We start from the raw sequence: 23,634 nt of genomic DNA, 5'->3' as shown, positions 1-23,634 counted from the left end.
ATCCGGCCGCCCCCGCTCCCTTTTGCTGGTGCCGTGTTGCTCGGTCTTGCCGGTGCCGTGTTGCTCGGTCTTGTCGGTGCCGCGTTGCTCGGTCTTGTCGGTGCCGCGTTGCTCGGTCCTGCTGGTGCCGCGTCGCTCGGTCCTGCTGGTGCCGTGCCGTGGTGCTCAGTCGACCTCGGCGACGGCCTGGGCGAACTGCGCCGAGTAGAGGCGCGCGTAAGCCCCCTCGGCCGCGATCAGCTCGTCGTGGGTGCCCTGTTCGACGATGGTGCCGTTCTCCATGACCAGGATCAGGTCGGCGTCGCGGATGGTGGAGAGCCGGTGCGCGATGACGAAGCTGGTCCGGCCGGTGCGCAGGGTGTTCATCGCCCGCTGGATCAGCACCTCGGTGCGGGTGTCGACCGAGCTGGTGGCCTCGTCCAGGATCAGGATGCTGGGCTCGGCGAGGAACGCCCGGGCGATCGTGATCAGCTGTTTCTGCCCGGCGCTGACGTTCGAGCCCTCCTCGTCGATCCTGGTCTCGTAGCCGTCCGGCAGCGTCCGCACGAAGCCGTCGACGTGCGCGGCCTCGGATGCCCGCACGATCGCCGCCTGGTCGTGGTCGTCGGCGCCGTACGCCAGGTTCTCCGCGATCGTCCCGCCGAACAGCCAGGTGTCCTGCAGCACCATCCCGATCTGCTCGCGCAGCTGCTCGCGCGGCATGGTGGCGATGTCCACCCCGTCCAGGGTGATCCGGCCACCGGTCACGTCGTAGAACCGCATCAGCAGGTTGACCAGCGTCGTCTTGCCGGCCCCGGTCGGGCCGACGATCGCCACCGTCTGGCCCGGCTCGACGGCCAGCGACAGGTTCTCGATCAGCGGCTTGTCCGGCAGGTAGCGGAACGACACGTTCTCGAACGCGATCCGCCCCTGCACCGGCGGCATCTCCCGGACGGCCGGCTCCGGGCTCTGCTCCTGCGCATCGAGCAGGGCGAACACCCGCTCGGCCGAGGCGATGCCGGACTGCACCAGGTTCGCCATGCTGGCCACCTGGGTCAGCGGCTGGCTGAACTGGCGCGAGTACTGGATGAACGCCTGCACCTCGCCGAGGGTCAGCGACCCGGACGTCACCCGCAGCGCGCCGACCACCGCCACCAGCACGTAGTTCACGTTGCTGATGAACATCATGGCCGGCTGGATCAGGCCGGAGATGAACTGGGCGCGGAAGCTGGAGGCGAACAACCGGTCGTTGTGCTCGCGGAACGTGCCCTCCGCCTCCTGCTGCCGGCCGAACACCTTGACCAGCGAGTGTCCGGTGAACATCTCCTCGATGTGGCCGTTGAGCTGGCCGGTCGTCTTCCACTGGGCGACGAACTGGGGCTGCGCCCGCTTGCCGATGAAAGTGGTCAGGAAGAACGACAGCGGGATGGTGACCAGCGCGATCAGTGCGAGCAGCGGCGAGATCCAGAACATCATGCCGAGCACGCCGACCACGGTCAGCAGTGCGGTGACCAGCTGGGCGAAGGTCTGCTGCAGGGTCTGCGCGATGTTGTCGGTGTCGTTGGTGGCGCGGCTGAGCACCTCACCGCGCGGCTGCTTGTCGAAATACGACAGCGGCAGCCGGGACAGCTTCGCCTCGACCTGGTTGCGCAGGTCGTACACCGCGGTCTGCACCACCCGGGCGGTGATCCGGCCCTGCAGTACGCCGAACACCCAGGCGAACAGGTAGACCACGACCACCCAGGCCAGCACGTGCATCAGCTTGTCGAAGTCGATGCCTCGGCCGGGGATCACGTCGTTCATCCCGGCCAGCAGGTCGGCGAACTTGGTGTTGCCCCGCTGGCGCAGGCCCTCGACGGCCTGCTCCTTGGTCACCCCGGGCGGCAGGGTCCGGCCCAGCATCTTGCCGACCACGCCGTTGAAGATCACGTCGGTGGCGTGGCCGAGCAGGCGCGGGCCGAGCACCGACAGGAAGACCGAGGCCACACCGAACAGCAGCACCACCCCGACCAGGGCCCGTTGCGGTGCGAGCATCCGCAGCAGGCGCTTGGTGGAGCCCTTGAAGTCCTGCAGTTTCTCCGGCGGGCCGCCGGCCCCCATCATCATCCGGGCGGCCGGCGGGCCGCCCATCGGCCGCGCCGGCGGCCTGTTCGGCGCGGTCACGCGTTTGCCTCCTGCTCGGTGAGCTGGGAAAGAACGATTTCGCGGTACGTCGGATTGCCGTCCATGAGTTCCTCGTGCGTGCCCGTCCCGACGACCCTGCCGTCGTCGAGCACCACGATCCGGTCGGCGTCGCGGATGGTGCTGACCCGCTGCGCCACGATCACCACGGTGGCGTCGGCGATGTGGTCGGTCAGCGCGGCCCGCAACGCTGCGTCGGTCGCGTAGTCGAGAGCCGAGAAGGAGTCGTCGAACAGGTAGATCTCCGGCCGGTGCACCAGCGCGCGGGCGATCGCCAGCCGCTGCCGCTGCCCGCCGGACACGTTGGTGCCACCCTGGGCGATGGGCGCGTCCAGCCGGCCGTCCATCTTCTCCACGAAGCTCCTGGCCTGGGCGATCTCCAGCGCCGCCCAGAGCTCGTCGTCGGTGGCGTCCGGGTTGCCGTACCGCAGGTTGGTCGCGATCGTGCCGGTGAACAGGTAGGGCCGCTGCGGCACGATGCCGACCAGCCGGGACAGCAGGTCGGGGTCGAGCTCGCGGACGTCGACGCCGTCGACCAGCACGGCGCCCTCGGTCGCGTCGAACAGCCGCGGGATCAGGTTGAGCAGGGTCGTCTTGCCGCTGCCGGTGGACCCGATGATCGCGGTAACTTCCCGCGGTCGGGCGATGAGCCGTACGTCGGAGAGGACCGGGGCCTCGGCCCCGGGATAGTGGAAACTGACCGCCCGCAGCTCCAACTCGCCGTGCCGGGTCACCTCGGTGACCGGCGCCGCGGGCGGCGTCACCGACGTCTCGGTGGCGGTCACCTCCTGGATCCGCTCGGCGCAGACCTCGGCTCGCGGGATCATGATGAACATGAAGGTGGCCATCATGATCGACATCAGGATCTGCATGAGGTAGCTGAGGAACGCGGTGAGCGCGCCGACCTGCATCGCGCCGCTGTCGATCCGGTGCCCGCCGAACCAGAGCACGGCCACGCTGGACAGGTTCACGATCAGCATGACGGTCGGGAACATCAACGCCATGATCTTGCCGGCTCTCAGCGAGACCTGGGTGACGTCGTTGTTGGCCACCTCGTACCGTGCCTGCTCGCGCTCGTCGCGGACGAACGCCCGGATCACCCGGATGCCGGTGATCTGCTCGCGCATCACCTGGTTCACCCGGTCGATCTTGACCTGCAGGCTGCGGAACAGCGGCCGCATCCGGCTGATGATCAGGCCGACCACGCCGATCAGGACCGGGATGATCACCAGCAGCAGCCCGGAGAGCGGCACGTCCTGGCGCAGCGCGAGCACGATGCCGCCGACGCACATGATCGGCGCCGAGACCATCAGCGTGAAGGTGAGCAGCACCAGCATCTGGATCTGCTGCACGTCGTTGGTGGTGCGGGTGATCAGCGACGGCGCGCCGAACTGGCCGACCTCGCGGGCCGAGAAGGTCTGCACCCGGGTGAAGATCGACTCGCGCAGGTCGCGGCCGACCGCCATCGCGGTGCGCGCCCCGAAGTAGACGGCGACGATCTGGGCGGCGATCTGCAGCACGGTGATGCCGAGCATCCCGCCGCCGATCCGCATCACGTAGCCGGTGTCGCCCTTGATCACGCCGTTGTCGATGATGTCGGCGTTCAACGTCGGTAGGTAGAGCGTCGCGAGCGTCTGCAGGAACTGGAAGAGCACGATCAGGCCGATCGTGTTCCAGTACGGCCGCAGGTGGACGCGAAGCAGTTTCATCAGCACTTCGCTGGCTCCCCAGATGTGGCGGACAGAATGCCGTCGAGCAGCAGCGACGCCAGCTCGGCGCCGCTGAACGCCTCGCCGTCGGCGAACGGGCCGAACGTGTTGGCGCCGCAGTAGAGCAGCAGCAGCCGGGCCGCCTCACCCGGCGTGACGCGCAGCCGGTCGGCGTCCGGCTCCAGCACCGCGGTGACCGCGGACAGCAGCTTCCCGCGGGTCGAGGTCATCTGCTCCTGAGCGTGCGGATCGGTCTCGCCGGCGATGAACAGCCGGCGGGCGGCGTGCATCAGGTGCGCGTTCGACTGGAAACGGGTGTGCACGATCTCGGCCGCCTCGCGCAGCCGGACCCGCAGGTCGGCCGAGCGGTCGATGGCGGCCAGCGCGTCCAGCACCGGCTGCGGGTCGAGCGCTTTCACCACCGAGCAGACCACGAGCTCGTTCTTGTTGCTGAAGACGCCGAAGATGGTGCCCTCGGCCACCCCGGCGGCGTGCGCGATCATCCGGGTGCTCAGGTCGACACCGTGCTCGCGCAACAGCGGGATGGTCGCCGCGATCAACGCGGCCCGCCGCTCACCCGGCGCCAGGGCCGGTTGTCGTCTCCGTCGGTTCTCCACGCGGCACAGCCTACTGAGCGAGCACTCACTCAGCCACTGACTTTTGTCATGGACCCGCGTCGAACCGGAAACGGCACGGTGGCGTATCAAGGAGATGTGAGTCAACAGAAGTCGTACCGCCGGGTCATCCGCCAGGTGACCACGGGTTTCGCCGCGATCCTCGTATTCCTGGCGCTGATCCTGCCGGACCAGATCACCCGGCTCCCACCGGGCAACCACTGGTACACCGCGCTGCTGCGGATCCCGCTGGAGGCGCTGATCGCCGGCGCCGCCCTGCTGGTCGTCCCGGCCGCCCGGTGGCGCCGCCGGCTGGCCGCCGCGCTGGGCCTGCTGCTCGGCGCGCTGACCGTGGTCAAACTGGTCGACATCGGATTCTTCGCGATCCTGGCCCGCCGGTTCGACCCGGTGCTGGACTGGACGCTGTTCGACGACGGCTACAACTTCCTGGTCGACTCGATGGGCAGGGGCGGGGCGCTCGGCGTGGCGTCCGGCGTGGTGCTGCTCGCCGTCCTCCTGATCGCCGGGATGATCTGGGCGATGCTGCGGCTCACCCAGGTGGCGCTGGGGCACCGCCGGCTCGCCTGGAGCGGGCTCGGGGCGGCCACCGCGGCCTGGACCGTCCTGGCACTGCTCGGCACCCAGCTGATCGGCGGCCTGCCGGTGGCCGCGCACGCCGCCGCCGACCTGGCCCAGGAGACCGCCCTCGCGCTGCCCAAGGACCTCGCCGACAAGCGCGCGTTCGTCGCCGAGGCCGGCGACGACGCGTACCGGGACCGCCCCGCCGACCAGTTGCTCACCGCGTTGCGCGGCAAGGACGTGGTGGTCTCGTTCATCGAGAGCTACGGGCGTGACGCGGTGGAGAACCCGGCCTTCGACGGCTCGGTGCTGACCGCGCTCGCCGACGGCGACAAGAAACTGGCCGCGGCCGGGTTCGCCGCCCGCAGCGGCTTCCTCACCTCGTCCACCGCCGGTGGCGGCAGCTGGCTGGCGCACTCGACGTTCCTGTCCGGCATGTGGGTCAACAACGAGTCCCGCTACCGGAGCCTGATGGCCACCGACCGGCTCACCCTGACCCGCACGTTCAAGAACGCCGGATACCGCACGGTCGGCGTCGAGCCGGGTGTCATCTACGCGTGGCCGGAGGGTGACTTCTACGGCTACGACCAGGTGTACGACAAGGCCGCGCTGAACTATCACGGCCCGCAGTTCAGCTGGTCGCCGATGCCCGACCAGTACGCGCTGGCCCAGTTCCAGAAGGCCGAGTACAGCCGCCCGAACCGCGGCCCGCTGCTCGCCGAGATCACCCTCACCTCCAGCCACACCCCGTGGGCCCCGGTCCCCGGCATGCTGGACTGGGACCAGCTCGGCGACGGCAGCGTCTACGGCCCGATGGCGCGTAGCACCAACCCGAAGGACGTCTGGTCGGACGACAGCAGGATCAAGACGGAGTACGCCCGGTCCATCGCCTACTCGGTGGACAGCCTGATCGGGTGGGCCGCCACATACGGCGACGACAACCTGGTGATGGTCTTCCTCGGCGACCACCAGCCGGCCTCCGTCGTGGTCGGCCAGAACGCCAGCCACGACGTGCCGATCGCGATCGTCGCCAAGGACCCGAAGGTCCTCGACCGGATCGCCTCGTGGGGCTGGACCGGCAGCGTCAAGCCGGCCCCGACCGCGCCGGTCTGGCCGATGAACACCTTCCGTGACCGTTTCCTGCAGGCCTTCGGGCCCGAAGGCGATCCGCACTAGAGGCTTTCCTCATCCGCCCGGTAGGAAGCCGGCCGGCTGTGCCCTCGGCGCAGCCGGCCGGCCGTACGCTCGTGCGGTGCTCGCCGAACCGTCGCTGACCCACCGCCCGGAGGACGGCCACTCCGCGCCGCTGCTGCTCTGGCGTTTTCCCGAGCCCGTGCTGGCGGCCTCCACGGCGGTCCTCGGCGGCGGCGTCGGCCGGTGCGAGTGGGTGATCAACGCCAGCGTCCCGATGTCCTACGCCCGCCCGGACCCGGCGAACCACCTCGCCGAGCTGGCCGCCGCCCTGCACCTCACCGGCCCCGGCATCGGCCTGCTCACCGGCGTCGACGTGCACGACATGGTGGCCACCACGGAGGACGGCGTCGAGGTCTGCGCCACCGTCGGCCTGGGCGCCCCGATCCGGGCCGCCGAGCCGGGCGTGACCGGTTTCGCCCATCACCCCGGCACCATCAACATCGTCATCTGGATCCCGCAGCACCTCGCCCCCGGCGCTCTGCTCAACATCGTCGCCACGGCGACCGAGGCCAAGACCCAGGCGTTGTACGCGTTGGGCCTGCACGCCACGGGCACCGCCACCGACGCGATCGCCGTCCTCTGCCCGGCCGCCGGCCCCACCGCGGCCTACGGCGGCCCGCGCTCCCGCTGGGGCGCCCCGATGTCCCGCGCCGTCTACGAAGCCGTCCACACCGGCGGCCACACCAACCTGACCACCGGCCGCTCCTGGTCCAGCCGCGCCGCCGGCCCACCGGCGGATCGGCGGCCGTGACCGCACCCGGGACGAGGTCGAGCCGCCGCCGAAAGGTCAGTGGTAGGAATGCTCGCCGGCCGCCAAGGGGTGGGCGAGGCGGTTCTCCGGTGGGGCGAGCGGGCAGGCCCAGCGTGGGTCGTACGCGCAACTCGGGTTGTAGAGGTAGTTGAAGTCGAGGCGGACCCGGCCGGGGCGCAGCCACTGCAGGCCGCGGCCGTGGGTGCCCTTGACGGTGTCGGTCAGGTAGCGGCCGCCACCGTACGACTGCGTGCCGCAGGTGGTGTCGCGGACCGGAAGGAACAGCCCGCCGCCGTAGGCGGCGATCCACCACAGGGTCAGCTCACCGAACGGCGTCTCCAGGATGCCGGCGCGACGGTAGCGCACGGCGCCGTCCGGCCCGCCGGTGTCGATGGTCAGCTCCCCGTCCGCTTCCCGCACCGGGACCTCGACGATCAGGTCGTCGTTCGGCGGAAAGTACGACAGGCCCGCGAAGCCGGCCCGCTCGTCCGCCGGGATCGGCGACTGCGGGTGGCCGGCGAACAACTCGTCCCGCCGCCTGCGGAAATCCGACAGACCGCCCGGCTCCAGATACATCCGGGCCACCGCCGCCCGGAAATCCGCCAGCTCCAGTGCTTCCATGCCCCGACGCTAACCCCCCACCCCCGACACCCTCGGGTCAGCATCCCACTCCCGCATTTCGCCCGTCGATGACGAGAGCTCCGAAAACAGCCAGCGAAGCGAAGCCGTTTTCGGCGCTCTCGTCATCGACGATCCGGGGCGAAATGCCGCCGAGCCGAAGGCGAGGCCATAAGCCCAGCCATCTCGTTGCGCGCGTCACATCGCCGCTGCATTCTTGGGGACGTGCCGGAACGGATTAGCGAAGTCACCGCCCTGCTGGCTGAGGTGCTCGCGCCGCGGGCGCCGCTCACCGTGATCGTCGACGGGGGCGATCCGGGCGCGGCGGCGGATTTCGCCTCGCGGCTGGCCGCGGCCTTCCCGGCGAGCGCGCGGGCCTGGAGCATCGACGCGGTGCTCGGGCTGACCGGGCCCGGCCGGGGCGGCGGTTTCGATTCGGCGCTGAACGTGCTGGAACCGGCCACCGATCAGGTGCTGGTGTATCTGCGCGGCGGGCCGCGGAACAGGTTCGCGGCCGGAGACGGGGAGCGCCGGGCCCAGGTGGTGATCGACCACCGCGATCCGGACTGGCCGGTGATCCGGCACGTGCACCCGTCGCTGGCCGATCCCGATCGGTGGTATCTGTCCGAGAGCCGGGCCTTCTTCGCGGCTCGCGCGGCGAACTGGGACGTCAAGTTCGGTGACGATCTGCCGGCCTACGCCCGGGCGGTGCGCGAGGCCGGGGTGCGGCCCGGCGACGTGGTGCTGGACGTGGGCTGCGGCACCGGGCGGGCGCTGCCGGCGCTGGCCGCCGCGGCCGCGCCGGGCGGGCGGGTGATCGGGCTCGACTTCACCCCGGACATGCTGGCCGAGGCGGCCCGGGCCGGCCGGGACGCGTCCGCCACGCTGCTGGTGGCGGACGCGCGACGGTTGCCGATCGCGACCGGTGCGGCGGACGTGATCTTCGCGGCCGGGCTGATCAACCACCTGCCGGATCCGGTGGCCGGGCTGGCCGAACTGGCCCGGGTGACCCGGCCGGGCGGGACGATCGCGATGTTCCACCCGGTGGGGCGGGCGGCGTTGGCCACCCGGCACGGACGCACGCTGCGGCCGGACGAGCCGCTCGGCGCGGCACGGCTGGCGCCGCTGCTGGCCGGGGCGGGGTGGGTGCTCACGTCGTACGAGGACGGTGAAGATCGTTTCTTGGCCCTGGCGACCCGGCTCTGAACCGCTCGGCGTTCAGGCGCTGATCAGACCCAGCTCGGCGAGGTGGGCCGCGAAGCCGTCGTCGTCGACGCCGGGCGCCCGGGCGGTGGCCGCGGCGAGCACGGCCGGGTGGGCCGCGCCGATCGCCACCGAGTGCCCGGCCAGGGCCAGCATGCTCAGGTCGTTGGGCATGTCGCCGAAGGCGACGGTGTGCTCGGGCGCGATCCCCAGCCAGTCCAGGGCGCGGGCCACCCCGGCCGCCTTGTCGACGCCCGGCGGACCGATCTCGACCAGGTGCGGCGCCGCGTAGGTCAGCGTGGCCCGCTCGGCGAACCCGGCCTCGGTGAGCCGGGCGACCAGCTCGTCCGAGCTGAGCGAGGCGTGCCGGATCGCCGCTGCGTACGCCGGCTGGTCGGTGATGTCGGTGAGCGGCACGGACCGCCACGGCTCGGGTGGCGGGCTGCCGCGCAGCGCCAGGTATTCCGGCGTGAGGTCCCAGGAGGCCACGCCGAACACGCTGAGCGCCGCGCCCGGCAGCGTGCGGCTGAAGTCGGCCAGGTCACGCAGCTCCGGTGCGGGCAGGGTGCGCTGCCACAGGGTGCGGCCGCCGTCCTCCGGGGTCCAGCCGAGCGCGCCGCCGTGGCAGACCGCGACGGTCAGGTGCCCGGCGAACGCACCGAGCCGGGTCACCCCGTTGCGGGTGCGGGCGGTGGCGGCCAGCAGCGGGATGCCGCGATGGCGCAGCTGGGCGGCCGCGTTCAGGGTGGCCGCGCTGACCAGGTCGCCGCCCGCGGGGACGACCGTGCCGTCCAGATCGGTGACCACCGCCTGCCACTGCGTCATGTCCGGCATTCAACATCATGGGCCGGTCGCCTGCCGCCCCGTCCCACGCCACGCCCGGCGTAGCGGCCCGCTTCGCGGGTTGCTTCGCCGACCGGATTTCTCCGTGCTCCGCGCCACGGTGCGGACGGTCGCCGATCTTGCTGCCGGCGTGGAAGGCTGTCACCGGAAACCGCGGAGAGGGGACCACGAATGGGCATGGTCAAGGTGGTCGGCCTGGTGCTGCACCCGCGCCGGGACTGCGGGTCGGCGGTCGACACCATCGTGAGCTGGGCAGCCGCCCGCGGGGTGACCGTGCTCGGCCTGCCCGACGAGATCAACCGGATCGACTGCAGCGCGGTCGCGGTCTCCGCCGAGGAGATGGTCGAGCGGGCCGGCCTGCTCGTCAGCCTCGGCGGCGACGGCACCATGCTGCGCAGCATGCGTCTGGTCGAGGGCCGCAAGACGCCGGTGCTCGGGGTGAACGTGGGACGGCTCGGGTTCCTCGCCGAGGTCGACCTGCCCGACCTCAAGGACGCGCTCTCCTCGATCGACGACCACTCGTTCCGGGTGGAGAGCCGCACCGCGGTGCGCACCGTGCTGCCCGACGGGCGGCGGGTCACCGCGTTCAACGACATCGCCCTGGTCCGGGTGCCCGGGCACGGGTTGGCCGCGGTCGGCATCCGGGTCGAGGGCAAGCGGTTCGTCAACTACGCGGCCGACGCGGTGCTGGTCTCCACCCCGACCGGCTCGACGGCGTACAGCTTCTCGGCCGGCGGCCCGATCGTCTCACCGAACGTCGAGGGCCTGATCGTCAGCGCCGCCGCCGCACACTCGTCGTTCAACCGCTCGCTGGTCCTGGACACCTCCGAACACCTCAGCCTCGACGTGCTGCCCACCAGCGGCCGGCTGGCGATCGAGGTCGACGGGATCATCGAGGGGTACGCCGAGCCCGGCGCCGCCGTGGAGATCGAACCCGTGCCGGGCGCCGCGCAGGTGATCCGGTTCGGCGAGACCTCGTTCTACGAGCGGGCGCGCCGCAAGCTCCGGGTCGAGGGCAGCGCCCAGGCCGGCGACTGGGACACCGGTGACGCGGTGGTGGTCGACAGCTTCGAGCGCCAGCGGTATGAGGTGCTCGTCGGCGGCGAGGTGGCCGGCATGCTGCACTACCGCCGCCACGGCGACCGCGTCGAGCTGCTGCACACCGAGGTCGACCAGGCCTTCTCCGGTCGCGGGCTGGCCGGCCGGCTGGCCTCGGCGGCGCTCGCCGACGCCCGGTCCCGGTCCGTGCCGGTCACCGCCACCTGCCCGTTCGTGGCCGGATACGTCGAACGTCACCCTGAGTTGACCGAGCTGAGCTGAGGAAGATCAGACAATGGGCCAAGCCGCGATTCTGACCGTCGACGACGACCCCTCGGTCTCCCGAGCCATCGCCCGCGACCTGCGCCGACGCTACGGCGACCGGTATCGGGTGATCCGGGCCGGGTCGGCCACCGAGGCGCTCGACGTGCTGAAAGAGCTGAAACTGCGCGGCGGTCGGGTCGCCGTCATGCTCGCCGACTACCGGATGCCGCAGATGAACGGCATCGAGTTCCTGGAGCAGGCGATGGACCTGTTCCCGCACGCGCGCCGTGCCCTGCTCACGGCGTACGCGGACACCGACGCCGCGATCCAGGCGATCAACCTGGTCGACGTCGACCACTACCTGCTCAAGCCGTGGGACCCGCCGGAGGAGAAGCTCTATCCGGTCCTCGACGCGCTGCTCGACGCCTGGCAGGCCACCGGCGACCAGGAGATGCCGGACATCCGGCTGGTCGGGCACCGGTGGAGCGAGCCGTCCTTCCAGATCCGCGACTTCCTGGCCCGCAACCTGGTGCCGTACAAATACTTCGGCGCCGACGAGCCGGAGGGCCGCCGCCTGATGGAGGCCGCGGACGCCGGCCCCGAGTCGATCCCGCTGGTGGTGACCGCCGACGGGCGGGCCCTGCCCCGGCCGAGCGTGCAGCAGGTGGCCGAGGCGGCCGGCCTGTCCACCAACCCGGGCCGCGACTTCTACGACCTGATCATCGTGGGCGGCGGGCCGGCCGGACTGGGCGCCGCCGTCTACGGCGGGTCGGAGGGCCTCAAGACCCTGCTGATCGAGCGGCAGGCGGTCGGCGGCCAGGCCGGCCAGAGCTCCCGGATCGAGAATTACCTCGGCTTCCCGGACGGGATCTCCGGCGCGCAACTGACCGACCGGGCCCGGCGGCAGGCCGACAAGTTCGCCGCCGAGACGCTCAACACCCGCGAGGTGGTGGGGTTGCGCACCGACGGCTCGGCCCGCACGCTGACCTTCGCCGACGGTGGCGAGGTGTCGGCACACGCGATCCTGCTGGCCACCGGTGTCTCCTACCGTCCGCTGGTCGCCGAGGGCGTGGCCGGGCTGACCGGCTCCGGTGTCTTCTACGGCTCGGCCGCCACCGAGGGGCCGGCCTGCGCGGGCAGCGAGGTCTACATCGTCGGCGGAGCCAATTCGGCCGGCCAGGCGGCGCTCTTCTTCGCGAGATACGCGCGCAAGGTCACCCTGCTGGTCCGCGGTGACTCCCTCGAATCGTCGATGTCGTATTACCTCATCCAGCAGCTGGCCCAGGTGTCCAACATCGAGGTGCGGACCAGGTGCGAGGTGATCGGCGCGCAGGGCGACGGGCACCTGCAGGCGATCACCATCTGCGACAGCAAGGGCGGGACGAAAGCCACCGTCGAGTGCGGCTACCTGTTCGTCTTCATCGGGGCGGAGCCCCGCACCGACTGGCTCGGCGACGCGGTGGAACGCGACGGGAAAGGCTTCGTGCGCACCGGCTCGGATCTGCTGGCGAACGGCACGCGTCCGCGGGGATGGGATCGCGACCGCGATCCGTTCTATCTGGAGAGCAGTGTTCCCGGCATCTTCGCCGCCGGCGACGTCCGGGCCAACTCGATCAAACGGGTGGCCTCGGCGGTCGGTGAGGGCGCGATGGCCGTCGCGCTGGTCCATCGTTACCTGGAGGCGCAGTAGCCATGACCATCGAAGCGGACGAGATCCAGCTCCAGCCCTGCGAACCGGGGCGGCTCACCCCGGCCGAGCTGAAATCGCTGTTCCTGTTCGAGAAGCTGACCGACGAGCAACTCGCCTGGATCGCCGAGCACGGCTGCACCATGCGGGTCGCCGGCGGCGGCCTGGTGCTGCGCGAGGGTGATCCGGCCGACCAGTTCTTCGTGCTGCTCAGCGGAACGATCGCACTGACCCGCCGGGTCGGGCAGGACGATGTGCAGACCAGCCGCACCGAGCAGCGCGGCGTGTACATGGGCGCCACCAACGCGTACCTGCGCGACGACGGCGTGCCCCAGCGGTACATGGCGTCGATGCGGGCGCTTTCCGACGCCGAGTTCTTCGTGCTCTCCGCCGGAGACTTCGGCCGGCTCATGCGCGACTGGTTCCCGATGGCGATCCACCTGCTGGAAGGCCTGGCGCTGGGGATGCGCAGCTCACAGGCGGCGATCGGCGAGCGGCAGCGGCTGCAGGCGCTCGGTGCGCTCTCGGCCGGCCTCATGCACGAGCTGAACAATCCGGCCGCGGCCGCCGCCCGGGCCACCGGAGCGCTCCGTGAACGGGTCGCGGCGATGCGGATGAAACTCGGCAAACTGGCCAAGGGCAAGGTCGCGCCCGACCGGCTGACCGCGCTGCTGGAGCTCCAGGAGGAGGTGATCGAGCGGGCCGCGAAGGCGCCCGTGCGCACCGCCATGCAGATCGCCGACCTGGAGGACGAGCTCGGCGACTGGATGGACGAACACGGCGTGACCAGCGGCTGGGACGTCGCGCCGGTCTTCGCGCAGGGTGGCATCGACGCCGAGTGCCTCACCGAGATCCTGGCCCGGCTCGAGTCACCCGAGCTGCTCGACCAGGCGATCCACTGGATCGGGTACGCGTTGGAGACCGAGCAGCTGATGAGCGACATCGAGGACGCCACCGGCCGGGTGTCCTCACTGGTCAACGCGGCCAAGCAGTATTCGCACGTGGACCGCTCGGCGCACCAGTGGATCGACGTGCACACCGGGATCGACAGCACCCTGGTGATGCTCGCCCACAAGATCGGCAACGGGGTCCGGGTGGTGAAAGACTACGACCGGACGCTGCCGCAGGTGCCGGTCCACCCGGCTGAGCTCAACCAGGTGTGGACCAACCTGATCGACAACGCGGTACAGGCGATGTCCGGGGCGGGCACCCTCACCATCCGCACCTACCGGGAGGACGACCGGGTCGTCGTCGCGGTCGGCGACACCGGACCGGGCATTCCCGACGAGATCAAGAAACGGGTCTTCGAGCCGTTCTTCACCACCAAACCGGTCGGTGAGGGGACCGGGCTGGGCCTGGACATCTCCTACCGGATCGTGGTCAACGGCCACGGCGGCGACCTGTCCCTGCAGTCCGCGCCGGGCGACACCAGGTTCCTGGTGCGCCTGCCGCTGAGCGAGCCGGCGTCGGCGTAGATCGGCGGGAGGCGCCTGTCGCCGGTCCCCAGTATCGGGGCCGGCGGTGGGCGGCTCCCCGCGGTGCTTGATTCGTCACTTTCTCTGACGACAGTCAGCGTCGCCTCTTTACGCCCGTTGCCTGCCGTTGCCGTTGCCTTGCCCTCGCCGCCGTTGCCGTCGCCGTGGGCGGGTCGGGGAGTACGGATCGGCGTGGAGTCGGTCGATGCGACGGGGCAGCGGGTACTGGTCGCGGTGACCGAGGCCGATACGCTGGCCGGGTATGTGCCCGGCCGGCCGCGGGCTCGGTGGCGCTGACCGTTACCGGTCACCCGGAGGAGCCGTGGCAGCCTGCCGACGCCGGCGAGATGCTCGGCGCCCTCACCCGGGAGTAGAGATTGGCCACGGTTGCGGTGGAGACGATTGTCGACCTTCCGGCGGCGCGCGTGTGGGAGGCGATCGCCGACGTGGGGGCGGTGCACGAGCGGCTCCTGCCGGGGCGCGTGGTGGCCGCCGAGATCGACGGGGGCTTCCGGACCCTGACGATGCCGAACGGGGCGCGGATCCGCGAGCTGCTCATCGCGATCGATCATGAGCTGCGCCGGTTCGCCTATGCGGTGGTCGAGGGGCAGGGATTGCCGTTGACGTACCACCAGGCCGCTTTTCAGGTTTTCGAGGTGGAGGACCAGGCCAGGATCGTCTGGACGACCGATCTGCTGCCGGACGCGCTGGCCGGAGCGGTCCGTGCCCGCGTCGAACGCGGCATCGTGGAGATGAAAGCGGTCCTGGAAGCAGCGTAGGCCCGACCTGGGGCCAAGCCGGCCGAGGACCGCACGGGAGCCGAGCCCGCACGGGGCGCGGTGGCCGAAGTCGCGGGAGCTGAGAATCCCACGGGGCGCGGTGACCGAGGTCGCGCGGGAGCTGAGAATCGTGCGGGGCGCGGCGGCCGAGAAACCGCGCGCGGCAAGGTGACCGAGGCCGCGCGCGGGGTGGCGGCTGGAGGTGGGGTCGGGCGGGGTCAGATGTCGGCGACCGTGACCCGGCTGGTGCGGAAGGAGATCGTGTCCGGTGTGGCGGCCATCATGCCGGCGGCCAGGTCGAGCAGGTGGTTGTCCCGGACGACGGTGAATCCGTGCCGGGTGAGCAGCTGCGACATGCTTTCCGGGCGCCACGTCGACCGCCACGGTTCGGCGGCCCACGGGTTGGCGCGGCCGGTGAGCCGGGCCATCCCCTGCACCACGAAACGGCCGAAGGCGGCGGATGCTGATTTAGTCTGGTAATTGGTGATCAGGCGGCTCCCGGACGGGGACAGCGAGGCGATCGCCCGCACCGTGGTGGTCACCTCCTCCGGCGTCAGGTACGGCACCACGCCCTCCCACACCCACGTGGTCGGCATGGCGGCGCGATGTCCGGCGGCGGCCAGCGCGTCACCCAGGCGGTCCCGGCCGAAATCGACCGGGACGAACACCGGCGCCCGCCCCGGCAGCTTCCCCGCGCGGTCGCGTTTGTCCTGCTGGGACGCGGGCTGGTCGACCTCGAAGACATCCACCTCGGCGAGCTCGGGCATCCGCCAGGCACGGCCGTCGAGCCCGGCGCCGAGGATCACCACCTGCGGCGTACGGTGTTCCCGGACCGCCTCGTCGATCGCCACCGTGCGCGGCACCATCATCTCGGCGCAGCGCAGCACCATCTCGTAGCCGACCCGGCCGTTCCAGTCGGCCGGCAACCGCTGCTCGCGCACCAGGTCGACCTGGGTCCGCTCGTCGTCGCGGAGCAGTTCCCACGCGGTCGGGTCGGCGAACCGGCCGGGCGCGATCCGATCGTGTGCCGCGGCCCTGCCCTGGCACACCAGCACCGCGGTCTGACTGGCCCGATACTCCGCCATGATCCCCCCAAGAACGTCGGAGCCGGAGCCCGCGTGACCGCACGGCCACCACCTCCGGCGGGACGTCACGGCGACAGCTCGGGCGTGACGTCAGGACAGCAGCCCCCGCACATATGCCGCCTGTCCGGCATGCTGGGCGTCATCGTCGTACACGCTGACCAGCCGGACCCCCAGGGTCACCGGCGGATCCCATCTGCGGTCGACGATCCGGTCCAGGTCCGCTTCGGTCAGGCCTCGCACAAAGTTCACGGTCCGCTTGTGTACGGCATGGTAGTACTCGATGAGCGCGGCCGCGCTCTCCGGAACCACGGCCGCCACCTCCGCCGCGGTGTGACCGTAACCGGTGTCCGACGGGTCGGGCTTGCGGCCGAAGCGCCCCGCCCAGTCACCCTCGACGTACACCTGCTCGGTGTCCAGGAGCTCGGCGAGGTGGCTGTCCTGGACCCGGGTCAGGTGCCAGACCAGCCAGCCGATCGGGTTGGCCCCCGGCGCCGGCGCCCAGCGCAGCTGCTCCGGGGTGAGGCCCTGAACCGCGGATTCCACCATTGCGGGCAGCCGGCCGTACGCGTCGTCGAGCAGGCCTGTGACGTCCATCGGTTCAGTCTCCCTGCTGGTCGGAGTGCTGCTCGGAATTCTGCTGAGTGTCGGCACCAGCACCATCACCGGTGCCCGCGGTCGCCGTGTCCGACCCCGGGGTGCTCCCGGTGCCGCCGGTCTGCTCCGGCTGCGGTGCCTTCGTCGTCGCGGTCGGGCCGGGGCCGGAATCCGCGGGGGCGGTGGTCCCGGCGGGCTTGGCCGTCTGATCGGAACCGGTCGCAGTGGTGGAGGGCGAAGGTGCCGGAGCCTGCTTTTTGTCGGTGGTGTGCCTACCGCTCCAGTGGAACACGGTCGGCGCCCCGCTGTCCCGCCCGCTCGTGGCATCCGCCGCGGAGCGGCCGGCCAGCAGCTCGGCCGTGGTCAGCGTGCCCAGCGCCAGCAGGAACAGCGCACCGGCCACGAGCAGGATCCGCTTCCAGTGGATCCGCCGGGACGGGCCGGCCGGCGCGTCGGCCGGTGCGGCCGGGGCCGCGGCCACCTCGGGGGTGCCGATGGCGGCCGGCGCGGTCACGAACGCGGCCTGCAGCTTCCGGGTGCCGTGGTGCACGAAATGCCGGTAGATCTCGGTGCCGACCGAACTGATCAGGCTGACCAGGGCCGCGCCGGCCAGGGTGCCGGCCACACCGAGGAAGGATCCGATCACCGCGGCGGAGACCGCGGCCAGGGTGCCGGCGATGGTCTTCGGGATGTCGATGCCGTCCCAGATCCGGGCTTGCGCGCGCTCGGTCATGTGCCCCCTCTCAGTCGCGCCAGCCCTCCTCCTTCACCGCTCGGGAGGCGGCCAAAACCCGTCGTTCGGCGAGGGCCACGCGCAGCGGCCGGATCACGATGCCTTCCTCCTGCTCCAGCCGGCGACGGGCCAGTTTCCGGGTGCGCAGGATGCCGGTCAGACCGGCCGCGGCCACCAGGAACTGCACCGACATCGCGACCCGGAAGTCGGCGATGTGATAGTCGGCACTCCCACCGGTGCGGGCGTCCAGGATCAGCCCGATCAGCTCGATGGTGAGCAGGGACGCGACGAAGCCGCCGACGTTGACCACGCCGGTCGCGGTGCCCAGGCGGTGCGGCGGGTTGAAGGTGCGCGCGTAGTCGAAGCCGATCATCGAGCCCGGACCGCCCGACCCGAGAGCGACGACCAGCAGGATCAGCACCGGCAGCGGCGCCCGGCCGGGCCAGAGCAGGACCAGCGCCCAGGCGCCCAGGTTCACCGCGATGATGCCGAGCACCAGCAGCGACCGGCGCAGCGGGTAGCGCTGCACCAGCGTGCCGAGCACCGGGCCGGCCGCCATGCCGGTGATCACGAAGACGGTGAGCAGCGATCCGGCCTCGCCGCGGGTCAGCCCCTCACCGGCGATCAGGAACGGGATGCCCCACATGAGGGCGAACACCGTGCCGGTGAACTGGGTGGTGAAGTGGGTCCAGAGGCCGAGCCGGGTGCCCGGGTGCCGCCAGGCGCCGCTCAGGTCGGCGCCGAGCTGCCGCATGCTGACCGGGCTGCCGCTGCTCATCCGGCGCTCCGGGGTGTCGCGCAGGGCGGCCAGCGCGACCAGCGCGACGAACACGCCCGCGCCGGCGGCGCTGAGGAACGCGGTGCGCCAGCCCGGGCCGGCCAGCAGGGCGGCCAGCGGGATCGCCGAGATGATCTGCCCGGCCTGCCCGACCAGGCCGGTGAGCTGGGTCAGCACCGGCACCCGGCGGGGCGGGAACCAGTGCGGGACCAGGCGCAGCACGCTGATGAAGGTCATCGCGTCGCCGGCGCCGACCAGGATGCGGGCCAGCACCGCGCCGGTGATCCCGTGGGCGTTCGCCATCAGGACCTGGCCGGCGGCCATCACCAGGCCGCCGCAGACCACCAGGCGCAGTGATCCGAAACGGTCGAGGAGCAGGCCGACCGGGATCTGCAGGCCGGCGTAGACCAGCAGCTGCAGCACGGCGAAGCTGGCCAGGGTGCCGGCGCCGACACCGAACCGGTGTTGCGCGTCCAGCCCGGCCACGCCCAGCGAGGTGCGGTGCAGGACGGCGATGACGTACGCGGCGAGGCCGGCGGCCCACACCGCCCAGGCCCGGGCTCCGGGTCGCAGGGACATGTGGCGCCTTCCACTCGCGCGATTTACAGGATGTTTCCACCCTTCTCCGCAGGTCGCCGGGTTGCAACGTGCGTTTCCCCACTGCCGGTTGTCGGTGTAACCCTATTGGGGGTATATGGTGGTAACCCCAAGTGCCGCGGAGGTGCGTGCGATGCCGAAGATCAACGTGTATCTGCCCGACGAGCTGGCCGAGGCGGTCCGGGAGACCGGGCTGCCGGTATCGGCGATCTGCCAGCGGGCCCTGGAGCAGGCGGTGCGCCGGGTGACCGCGATCCGGGAGACCTCACTGGGCGAGCTGTCCAGCGGCGACCTCGAGGAACGCTTCCCGCTGATGACCGGCCGTACCCGGACCGTGCTGGCCCTGGCGGTCGAGCGCGCCCGGGCTTCGGCCGCCCGGGCCGCGGCGGCCGGCACCGGCGCCGCGTCGCCGGCGCCGTCCGGGGACGTCATCGGGTCCGCGACGTCGGCGCTGGTCGCGGACACCACGGATGCGGTCGCGTCAGCCTTCGTCAAGGACGCCACGGATGCGGTCGCGTCAGCCTTCGTCGACGACGCCACGGATTCCGTCGCGTCGACGCTGGTCGCGGACGCCACGAAGGTCGCGGGGTCGGCATCGATCGCGGTCGGCACCGGTGACCTGCTCGGCGCGATGATCCAGGAGGGTGGCAACCTGGCGCTGCACGTGCTGCGCGCCCTGGAGGTCGAGCCCTCGGCGCTGCTGCGCGAGCTGGACCGGGACGGCGTGGCGGAGCCCCCCGGCCCCGGCGACGGCGTCCACTTCAGCATTCCGTCGGCCGGCGCGCTGGAGCTTTCGGTCACCGAGGCGACCGGGCTCGGGCACAACTATGTGGGCTGCGAGCACCTGCTGCTCGGCCTGGTCGGCGAACCCGACGGCGCGGCCGGCCGGATCCTGCGCGCGGCCGGCGCGGAGCCGCGGCTGACCCGCCGGGCGGTGGCCTCGGCGCTGGCCGGCTATGTCCACCTGCGGGCGAACACCGCGGCCGCCGCCGGCTACTCGCAGCTGCAGGCGGGGAGCGGCGGGGCTCCGGCGGCCACCGCGGACCCGGGCCGGCTGCTCGCCGACGCCCTGCAGCCGCTCATCGCCCGGATCGAGCGCCTGGAGCAGCGCCTGCCCGCGGGCGGGGAGTGAAGCCGCCGCCCGTCGGCCGCGCCGGGCCGAGGCGGCCCCTCAGCCCGAGGACGACGACGGGGCGGCCGCTCGGCTCTCGGTCGGGGATGGGGCGGCCGCTCCGTGCTCCGGTGGGGGTGGGGCGGCCGTTCGGCCCGGGGACGGGGATGAGGTGGCTGGTCGGCGTTCTCCTCGCGGCGGCCACCGTCCTATTCGTGCCGGCTCCGCTGATCACCTGACAGATGCGTGGTGAGCCAGGTGACGGTCTCCTGCAGGAAGGCGGCGCGGGACGAGCGGTGCAGCAGGTCGTGGCCCTCGCCGGGGAAGACGACGAGGCGGTGCGGTGCGCCGCGGGCGGCGAGGGACTCGGCCACCTGGGTGGCCTCGATCAGCGGCACGTTGGTGTCGTTCTCGCCGTGGATGATCAGCAGGGGCGCCCGCAGGTGGTCCAGGCGGTGCACGGGGGAGAGGTCGCGCAGCAGGTCGGCGTCGGCCACCGGGTCGCCGTACTTGCTGACGGCCGCGGCGGCGATCCAGGGCTCGGTATAGCGATAGAACGTCGCAAAGTCGGACATGCCGCAGATGTCGATGCCGACCGCGAACAGATCCGGGTAGGCGCACAGCGCGGCCAGGGTCAGATAGCCGCCGTAGGAGCGCCCCATCACGCCGAGCCGCCCGGCGATCCCGGAGTCGCGCAGATGGCGGGCGCAGGACCGGACGTCCTCGATCGCGTCGTACCGCAGCGCCCCGTTGTCCGCGTTCACGAAGGTGTGGCCGAAGCCGGACGATCCGCGGACGTTGGCGGCGAACACCGCGATGCCGCGGCGGACCAGGGATTGGAAGAGCGGTCCGTGCCCGGGGCGTTCCTGCGCTTCCGGGCCGCCGTGCAGCCAGATCACCGTGGGATGCGCAGCGGTGCCACCCGGCGGCGTGAACAGCCAGCCGGTCAGGGTGAGGCCGTCGTGGGCGGTGACCTTCTCCAGCGTGGGACGGACCGCGTCGGGGGCGGCCGGCTCGGCGGAGATCGGGCGGACGTTGCCACCGTCGCGGTCGCAGGCCCAGACGCCCTGCGGCTGTCCCGGGCTCTCCGCGGTGAAGGCGAGCGTCGACCCGTCGAAACTCCAGACCGGCTCGGAGATCACCGTCCCGGGCAGCGGCACGGTGACCGACCGCGTCGTCGTTCCCACGGTGGGCTCGAAAGCGCGGCCCGTGGGGGAGGAGGCCGGCGGGACGACGTGGTCGAGGGTGCGCAGTTCGAGGGCGGATTCGCCGCCGCGCACGTTCCAGAGCAGGGCGGCGGTGCGGCCGTCCGCCGTGATCGCGAAGGTTTCGAGTTCGACCGGCTCGGTGGTCAGCGTTTCCACCGTTCCGGCGGTGGCGCGGATCAGGGCCGGGAACTCGCCCGCCTCGCTGCGGGCGTAGACGCACCCGCCGCCCGGGCTGAACAGAGCCAGCTCACCGGGGGCGATGGTCTCCGACGTACCGGCGAGAAGGTTCTTGCAGAGGATCCGGCGGGCGCCGCGGGGCCCCTGCCGCAGCAGGGCGAAGCGGCCCGCCGGGTCGATGTCGCAGAGCGAGATCAGGTCGCCGGTGGCGACGACGGTGCGGGTGCCGGTGACCGCGTCGACCAGCAGGGCGTGGGTGAGGTTCTCGGTGACGGCCAGCAGCGGGCGGCCGGGCAGCCAGCGCATGTTCTCCGCGGTGTCGGTGCCGAAACCGGCGACCTGGTGCGGGTCGGAGCCGTCCGGGCGGACCAGCCAGACCTCGTGGCGCGGGGCGCCGCCGGGGGTCAGCCGGCAGGCCAGCCAGCCCCCGCCGGAGGACCAGGCGACCGCGGCGACCGGCTCCGGGAAGGTGATCGCGAAGGCCCGGTCGCTGCCGACCGGCTGCACCCGGACGGCCGGGGTGCCGCCGCGGTCGGAGACGTAGGCGGCGTGCCGCCCGTCCGGGGAGAGGGCCGGTGACCAGTTGCCGGCGATCTCCGACGAGATCTCGGTGAAGGCCGGCAGCACGGCGACGTCGTCACGCTGACGCAAAAGGTCTCCTTCAGATGTTCTTGTCCTGCAGCCACATCTCCAGCAGCGCCAGCTGCCACAGCTGGTTCGCGCCCAGTGTCGTCCGCGGCGTGTTGGGGTCGGCCAGCAGCGCCTCGACGTACTCCGGGCGGAACAGGGCCCGGGCCCGGGCGGCCGGGGCGTGCAGGGCGTCGCGGACCCGGTCCAGCATCGCGCCTTCCAGGTGCCGGATGCCGGGGACCGGGAAGTATCCCTTCGGACGGTCGATCACCTCGTCGGGCACCAGCCCGCGGGCCGCGTCCTTGAGCACCCCCTTGCCGTCCGCGGCCAGCTTGTGCTCCGGCGGGCAGGCCGCCGCGAGTTCGACCAGCTCATGGTCGAGGAACGGGACGCGCGCCTCCAGCCCCCATGCCATGGTCATGTTGTCGACCCGTTTCACCGGGTCGTCGACGAGCATCACCTGCGAGTCGATCCGCAGCGCCGCGTCGACCGCGGTGTCCGCGCCGGGCCGGGCGAAGCTCTCCGCGACGAAGGCGGCGGCGTGGTCGCGGTCGAGCATCCAGGCCGGGTTGAGCTGCCCGCGCAGCGCCGCGTGCGGGCGGTCGAAGAACTCCCGCGCATACGCCTCGGCGGCCTGCTCGCGCGGCACCCCGGCGAGCGGTGGATACCAGCTGTATCCGGCGAAGATCTCATCCGCGCCCTGCCCTGATTGTACGACCTTGACATGCTGCGCGACGTCTTCGCTGAGCAGGTGGAAGGCGATGCAGTCGTGGCTGACCATCGGCTCGCTCATCGCCGCCACCGTCCGGTCGACGGCCGGCAGGAAACGGTCGTGCCCGATCCTGATCTGATGGTGCTCGGTCCCGAACTGCTTGGCGATCAGGTCCGAGTAGGCGAACTCGTCGCCGCTCTCGCCGCCGGCCGCCTCGAAGCCGATGCTGAACGTGGTGAGATCCCGCTGGCCCTGCTCGGCGAGCAGGGCGACGACCAGGCTGGAGTCGAGACCGCCGGAGAGCAGCACGCCGACCGGCACGTCGGCCACCATGCGCCGTTTCACGGCGATGTTCAGCCTCTCCCGGACCGCTTCCGCCCACTCGCCGGCAGAGCGGTCAGCGGTCCGGGTGAACGCGGCTGACCAGTACGTCCGTTCCGACCCCGTACCGTCGGCCTTGATCACCCGGACCGTGGCCGGGGGCAGTTTGCGGATCCCGGACAGGATGGTCCGCGGCGCCGGCACCACCGAGTGGAACGTCATGTAGTGCTGCAGCGCCACCCGGTCGATGGTGGTGTCCACCCCGCCGGCGGCCAGCAGCGCCGGCAGGGTCGAGGCGAAGCGCAGCCGCCCGGGCGTCTCGGCGAGGTAGAGCGGCTTGATCCCGAGCCGGTCCCGGGCCAGGGTGACGGTGCCGGTGTCATGTTCGGCGATCGCGAAGGCGAACATGCCGTGCAGGTGCGTGACGCAGTCGGCGCCCCACCGGTGGTACGCCTTGAGGATCACCTCGGTGTCCGAGCCGGAGACGAACGTGTATCCGTGCCCGCGCAACTCCTCGCGCAGCTCCCGGTAGTTGTAGACGCAGCCGTTGAAGACCACGGTCAGCCCGAGCACGTCGTCGGTCATCGGCTGCCGCCCGGCGTCGCTCAGGTCGATGATCCGCAGCCGCCGGTGCCCGAACGCGATCCGCCCGTGCTCCCACACGCCCTCGCCGTCCGGCCCGCGCGACTGCAGCACGGGCAGCATCCGGCGGACCGCGTCGGTGTCCGCGACGCGCTCCCCGTAACAGATCTCACCGGCGATTCCGCACATACG

Annotated in this window: 19 protein-coding genes; 8 read left to right on the top strand and 11 right to left on the bottom strand. The window is 71.7% G+C overall.

Annotated features, from left to right (window positions below; all coding sequences use genetic code 11):
- Positions 1-165: 165 nt before the first annotated feature.
- From ACSP50_RS33780 to ACSP50_RS33770, 3 genes are read right to left on the bottom strand one after another with little or no spacing between them, the layout of a single operon-like run.
- Positions 166-2,109: an ABC transporter ATP-binding protein gene (locus tag ACSP50_RS33780; RefSeq protein WP_043512701.1), complete on the bottom strand. Its 1,944-nt coding sequence runs from the start codon at positions 2,107-2,109 to the stop codon at positions 166-168.
- Between the two features lie 29 nt (positions 2,110-2,138).
- Positions 2,139-3,875, bottom strand: a complete 1,737-nt coding sequence (locus ACSP50_RS33775; protein WP_014693810.1) for an ABC transporter ATP-binding protein — start codon at positions 3,873-3,875, stop codon at positions 2,139-2,141.
- Positions 3,869-4,486 carry a TetR/AcrR family transcriptional regulator gene (locus ACSP50_RS33770; RefSeq protein ID WP_014693809.1) on the bottom strand — a complete coding sequence of 206 codons (618 nt, stop codon included), beginning with the start codon at positions 4,484-4,486 and terminating at the stop codon, positions 3,869-3,871. Before ACSP50_RS33770 ends, ACSP50_RS33775 begins: the two co-directional genes overlap by 7 nt.
- Before the next feature lie 96 nt (positions 4,487-4,582).
- Here ACSP50_RS33770 and ACSP50_RS33765 point away from each other — a divergent pair, with 96 nt between their 5' ends.
- Positions 4,583-6,238, top strand: a complete 1,656-nt coding sequence (locus ACSP50_RS33765) for a sulfatase-like hydrolase/transferase (RefSeq protein ID WP_043512699.1) — start codon at positions 4,583-4,585, stop codon at positions 6,236-6,238.
- 76 nt (positions 6,239-6,314) lie between these two features.
- Positions 6,315-7,007 carry an adenosylcobinamide amidohydrolase gene (locus ACSP50_RS33760; RefSeq protein WP_014693807.1) on the top strand — a complete coding sequence of 231 codons (693 nt, stop codon included), beginning with the start codon at positions 6,315-6,317 and terminating at the stop codon, positions 7,005-7,007.
- A gap of 36 nt (positions 7,008-7,043) precedes the next feature.
- Here ACSP50_RS33760 and ACSP50_RS33755 read toward each other — a convergent pair whose 3' ends face one another.
- Positions 7,044-7,628 (bottom strand): DUF1684 domain-containing protein, encoded by a 585-nt coding sequence (locus ACSP50_RS33755; protein WP_014693806.1) that lies wholly within the window; start codon positions 7,626-7,628, stop codon positions 7,044-7,046.
- A gap of 222 nt (positions 7,629-7,850) precedes the next feature.
- Between ACSP50_RS33755 and ACSP50_RS43230 the strand changes: the two genes are divergently transcribed.
- On the top strand, positions 7,851-8,831 hold the full coding sequence (locus ACSP50_RS43230; RefSeq protein ID WP_014693805.1) for a class I SAM-dependent methyltransferase: 981 nt from the start codon (positions 7,851-7,853) through the stop codon (positions 8,829-8,831).
- 12 nt (positions 8,832-8,843) lie between these two features.
- Here the strand turns inward: ACSP50_RS43230 and ACSP50_RS33745 are convergent, their stop codons facing one another.
- Positions 8,844-9,653, bottom strand: coding sequence for an HAD family hydrolase (locus tag ACSP50_RS33745; protein ID WP_157432815.1), 810 nt, complete (start codon positions 9,651-9,653; stop codon positions 8,844-8,846).
- A gap of 189 nt (positions 9,654-9,842) precedes the next feature.
- On the opposite strand from ACSP50_RS33745, the gene ACSP50_RS33740 reads away from it, so the two are divergent.
- From ACSP50_RS33740 to ACSP50_RS33725, 4 genes are all read left to right on the top strand, one after another.
- Positions 9,843-10,991 carry an NAD(+)/NADH kinase gene (locus ACSP50_RS33740; protein WP_014693803.1) on the top strand — a complete coding sequence of 383 codons (1,149 nt, stop codon included), beginning with the start codon at positions 9,843-9,845 and terminating at the stop codon, positions 10,989-10,991.
- Positions 10,992-11,004: 13 nt separating this feature from the next.
- On the top strand, positions 11,005-12,663 hold the full coding sequence (locus ACSP50_RS33735; protein ID WP_014693802.1) for an FAD-dependent oxidoreductase: 1,659 nt from the start codon (positions 11,005-11,007) through the stop codon (positions 12,661-12,663).
- A gap of 2 nt (positions 12,664-12,665) precedes the next feature.
- On the top strand, positions 12,666-14,135 hold the full coding sequence (locus ACSP50_RS33730) for an ATP-binding protein (RefSeq protein ID WP_014693801.1): 1,470 nt from the start codon (positions 12,666-12,668) through the stop codon (positions 14,133-14,135).
- Between the two features lie 377 nt (positions 14,136-14,512).
- The gene (locus ACSP50_RS33725; protein ID WP_014693800.1) at positions 14,513-14,914 is read left to right on the top strand and encodes an SRPBCC family protein; all 402 of its coding nucleotides are present in this window, start codon (positions 14,513-14,515) and stop codon (positions 14,912-14,914) included.
- Positions 14,915-15,132: 218 nt separating this feature from the next.
- On the opposite strand, the gene ACSP50_RS33720 is transcribed toward ACSP50_RS33725, so the two are convergent.
- The 4 genes from ACSP50_RS33720 to ACSP50_RS33705 form a co-directional block, all read right to left on the bottom strand.
- Positions 15,133-15,999, bottom strand: coding sequence for a class I SAM-dependent methyltransferase (locus tag ACSP50_RS33720; RefSeq protein ID WP_014693799.1), 867 nt, complete (start codon positions 15,997-15,999; stop codon positions 15,133-15,135).
- A 90-nt stretch (positions 16,000-16,089) separates the two neighbouring features.
- Entirely contained in the window at positions 16,090-16,593 is a 504-nt protein-coding gene (locus ACSP50_RS33715; RefSeq protein ID WP_014693798.1) for a DinB family protein, read from the bottom strand.
- A 4-nt stretch (positions 16,594-16,597) separates the two neighbouring features.
- Positions 16,598-17,326: a hypothetical protein gene (locus ACSP50_RS33710; RefSeq protein WP_014693797.1), complete on the bottom strand. Its 729-nt coding sequence runs from the start codon at positions 17,324-17,326 to the stop codon at positions 16,598-16,600.
- A 10-nt stretch (positions 17,327-17,336) separates the two neighbouring features.
- The gene (locus ACSP50_RS33705) at positions 17,337-18,683 is read right to left on the bottom strand and encodes a nitrate/nitrite transporter (RefSeq protein WP_014693796.1); all 1,347 of its coding nucleotides are present in this window, start codon (positions 18,681-18,683) and stop codon (positions 17,337-17,339) included.
- A 151-nt stretch (positions 18,684-18,834) separates the two neighbouring features.
- On the opposite strand from ACSP50_RS33705, the gene ACSP50_RS33700 reads away from it, so the two are divergent.
- A complete protein-coding gene (locus ACSP50_RS33700) occupies positions 18,835-19,833 on the top strand; it encodes a Clp protease N-terminal domain-containing protein (protein WP_080128117.1) in 999 nt (332 codons plus the stop codon).
- Between the two features lie 188 nt (positions 19,834-20,021).
- Here ACSP50_RS33700 and ACSP50_RS33695 read toward each other — a convergent pair whose 3' ends face one another.
- Both ACSP50_RS33695 and ACSP50_RS33690 read right to left on the bottom strand, forming a co-directional pair.
- Positions 20,022-21,848 carry a prolyl oligopeptidase family serine peptidase gene (locus ACSP50_RS33695; protein WP_014693793.1) on the bottom strand — a complete coding sequence of 609 codons (1,827 nt, stop codon included), beginning with the start codon at positions 21,846-21,848 and terminating at the stop codon, positions 20,022-20,024.
- 10 nt (positions 21,849-21,858) lie between these two features.
- Entirely contained in the window at positions 21,859-23,631 is a 1,773-nt protein-coding gene (locus ACSP50_RS33690) for an N-acetylglutaminylglutamine amidotransferase (protein WP_014693792.1), read from the bottom strand.
- Between the last annotated feature and the right edge of the window lie 3 nt (positions 23,632-23,634).

Origin of the sequence: Actinoplanes sp. SE50/110 (genome assembly GCF_900119315.1) — a bacterium.
Classification (GTDB): Bacteria; Actinomycetota; Actinomycetes; order Mycobacteriales; family Micromonosporaceae; genus Actinoplanes.
The sequence above is the reverse complement of the archived record's forward strand: the minus strand, read 5'-3'. Positions and strand labels throughout refer to the sequence as shown.